Origin of the sequence: Caulobacter sp. (genome assembly GCF_035254145.1) — a bacterium.
Classification (GTDB): domain Bacteria; phylum Pseudomonadota; class Alphaproteobacteria; order Caulobacterales; family Caulobacteraceae; genus Caulobacter.
This window is the reverse complement of record NZ_DATFAV010000251.1, coordinates 1-2973: the sequence shown is the minus strand read 5'-3', so window position 1 is coordinate 2973 and position 2973 is coordinate 1. Positions and strand designations below refer to the sequence as shown.

The window sequence follows — 2973 nt, the reverse complement described above, 5'->3', positions numbered from 1 at the left end:
CGATCCGCGCCACCGGCGATCGCCGCCGCCAATCCGGCGGGCGTATCGACACAGACTTCCAGCAGGATGCGCCCTTCCACGAGATTGTTGGCGGCGGTCATGATCTCTCTCCGGTCGTGATACGGATTCGGCGGTCTTCTTGGAGCACACCGGCATGATGAATCGTAGAGGCCTGATCGGCGCGACCCTGGCGGGATCGGCGATGCTCGGCGGACGGGCGTCGGCCACCGGGGGCGAGGGCGTTCGTCTTGAAGGGGCCTGCGTGATCTCGACCTGGGATTTCGGCGTCGCCGCCAACCAGGCGGCCTGGGCGGTGCTATCCAAGGGCGGCGGCGCGCTCGACGCCGTCGAGGCCGGCGCGCGCGTGCCCGAGCAGGACCTCAAGAACCACAGCGTCGGTCGGGCCGGCTATCCGGATCGAGACGGCCACGTGTCGCTGGACGCCTGCATCATGGACGCCCTGGGCAACTGCGGCTCGGTCGCGGCGCTGGAGCACATCGCCCATCCGATCTCGGTCGCTCGGCGGGTGATGGAGAGGACGCCGCACGTGATGCTGGTCGGGGCAGGAGCCCTGCAGTTCGCGATCGAACAAGGCTTTCAGTACGAAGAGCTGCTGACGCCGGAATCCGCCGCAGCGTGGGAAGCGTGGAAGAAGGACGCCAAGTACCAGCCCAGGGCCAACAGCGAAGTGGGCGACTACGGCAAGACCACCGGCCAGCTCGGCACGCCGGGCGGGGCCAACAATCACGACACCATCGGCATGCTGGCCATCGACGCCAAGGGAAACATCGCCGGCGCCTGCACCACCAGCGGCATGGCCTGGAAGATGCGCGGCCGCGTTGGCGACAGCCCGATCATCGGCGCGGGCCTCTATGTCGACAACGAGGTCGGCGGGGCCACCTCGACCGGCGTCGGCGAGGAGGTGATCCGCAATGTCGGCAGCTTCCTGGTGGTCGAACTGATGCGCCAGGGCCGCTCGCCGCAGGCCGCCTGTCGCGAGGCCGTCGAGCGGATTCTCAAGAAGAAGCCACAGGCCAAGGACATCCAGGTCGGCTTCCTGGCGATCAACAAGCAGGGTGAGGTCGGGGCCTGGGCGATTCAGTCGGGCTTCAGCTACGCCCTGTGCGACGCCCGCAAGCAGGACCTGCTGCTACCCGGCAAGGCGACCTATCAGACCCGGTAGTCGAACGGAGAACACGGTTATAGGGTGCGTCCCTCGCGTTCAGGAGGAGACCGCCATGTGCGATGACGATATCCACCCCGGCCTTGTTCAAGATCCCAGCATCTCTCGCCGAACCTTCGGCCTGATGACCGCCGCCCTAACCGGTGTCGCCACGGTCGCCCGCGCCGACGACGCGGTCGAGGAGAAGGACGTCGAGATCAAGACGCCGGACGGCGTCACCGACGCGGCGCTGTTCTATCCCAAGGCAAAGGGCCAAAAAGCTGGGGGCAAGTGGCCGGCCGTGCTGCTTTGGCCCGACGTGATGAGCCTGCGGCCGGTGTTCCGCGACATGGGCCGCAGGCTCGCCGCCGCCGGCTATGTGGTGCTGGTCCCCAACCTCTATTACCGGGTCAAGAAGGCCCCGGTGATCGAAGGCGCGTTCAACTTCGCCAATCCCGACGATCGCGCCAAGCTGACGCCGATGCGCGCCTCGGTGACGCCGGCTGGCACGTTCAAGGACGCCGCCGCCTATGTCGCCTTCCTCGACGCCCAGCCGCAGACCGACAAGGCCAAGAAGATCGGGGTGCAGGGCTACTGCATGGGCGGGCCGCTGTCGTTCCGCGCCGCCGCGGCCGCCCCGGGCAGGATCGCCGCCGTCGCCAGCTTCCACGGCGCGGGCCTCGTCGCCGACAATCCCGACAGTCCGCACCTGCTGATCCCCAAGACCCACGCCCAGTACCTGATCGAGATCGCCGACAACGACGACAAGCAAGACCCGACGGCCAAGGACAAGCTGAAAGCCGCCTTCGCCGAGGCGGGGCGTCCGGCCCAGGTCGAGGTCTTCGCCGGCGCCGCCCACGGTTGGACCGTCAAGGGCAGCCAGGTCTACAACGAAGAAGCCGCCGAAAAGGCCTGGAGCAACCTGCTGGCGCTCTACAAGAAGGCGCTGGGGTAAGGGGCGATATCGCGGCGCCTCGCTCGGAGGCGTCGCGTGTTTATCGAAAATCGCAGGCGTTCGTTCCGCCCTCCGGATCGAGCGTCAGGCTCTGGTATCGAACGGCCCCATCGCCCTGGGGGAGAAAGCGGACCGTCCGGATCGCGCCATCCGTGGACCGGATCAGCAATTCGTACGGCCGGGTTGAATCCCCGTTGGCGCCGGAGATCTTGCGCACAATGGTCATCCCGTCGCGAAGGCCTGCGCGTTCGGCGGCGCTACCGGGTTTGATCCGGGAGACCTTCAAAAACCCGTCCGAGGTCGGTTCGGGTTCGAAGCCGAGTTCGAAGCTGGGCGCTGTGACGGTCTCCAGTTTGCCGCAAGGTGCGAAAACGTCCTGGGGCAGCTCGATCGTCGCGCCTTCGTCGACATGGCGAGCCAGGTCCTCGCGAATGTCGAGGCCCGCCTTAATCATTTCGGCGACGAACAGCTCCGTCAGTGAAGCGTTCGGACGTTTTCGAAAGGTCTCCGCCTGCGCGCGGAGGACGGCGTCGAGGGTGAGGCCACGCTGGCGCAGGCGCCAATCCCAGAGGGCAGCGAGCATCGCACCGCGCTGATAGGGGATCTTCTCGGCGATGGGGTCTGTCCAGAACACCTCGGCGGCCCGCGCGCCGGGCATCGTCCGGGCCGGCGAGACGCCATAAGCTCGAAGCGACTCGTTCCAGAGCCCGGCGAACGCCGCCGACGAAATCAGGCCCGCGCGTCGCAGAAGTCGGCGGGCGTAGAAGTCGGTGAAGCCTTCGCTGAGCCAGTATCCGCTTGGGCCGATCGGCTCGCCCAGGCGACCGGGATTCCAAGCGTGGAAAAGCTCATGCGC

2 protein-coding genes and 2 pseudogenes are annotated in these 2973 nt (G+C 67.1%); 2 read left to right on the top strand and 2 right to left on the bottom strand.

Going from position 1 to position 2973, the window contains the following annotated elements:
• Positions 1-101: pseudogene (locus VJ655_RS15590) on the bottom strand (hypothetical protein); the annotation flags it as partial.
• A gap of 53 nt (positions 102-154) precedes the next feature.
• Between VJ655_RS15590 and VJ655_RS15585 the strand changes: the two are divergent.
• Together VJ655_RS15585 and VJ655_RS15580 are read left to right on the top strand one after the other, a co-directional pair.
• Positions 155-1183 carry a N(4)-(beta-N-acetylglucosaminyl)-L-asparaginase gene (locus tag VJ655_RS15585; RefSeq protein WP_324112624.1) on the top strand — a complete coding sequence of 343 codons (1029 nt, stop codon included), beginning with the start codon at positions 155-157 and terminating at the stop codon, positions 1181-1183.
• 55 nt (positions 1184-1238) lie between these two features.
• Entirely contained in the window at positions 1239-2117 is an 879-nt protein-coding gene (locus VJ655_RS15580) for a dienelactone hydrolase family protein (protein ID WP_324112622.1), read from the top strand.
• Positions 2118-2157: 40 nt separating this feature from the next.
• Here VJ655_RS15580 and VJ655_RS15575 read toward each other — a convergent pair.
• Positions 2158-2973 (bottom strand): annotated as a pseudogene (locus tag VJ655_RS15575) (hypothetical protein); the annotation flags it as partial.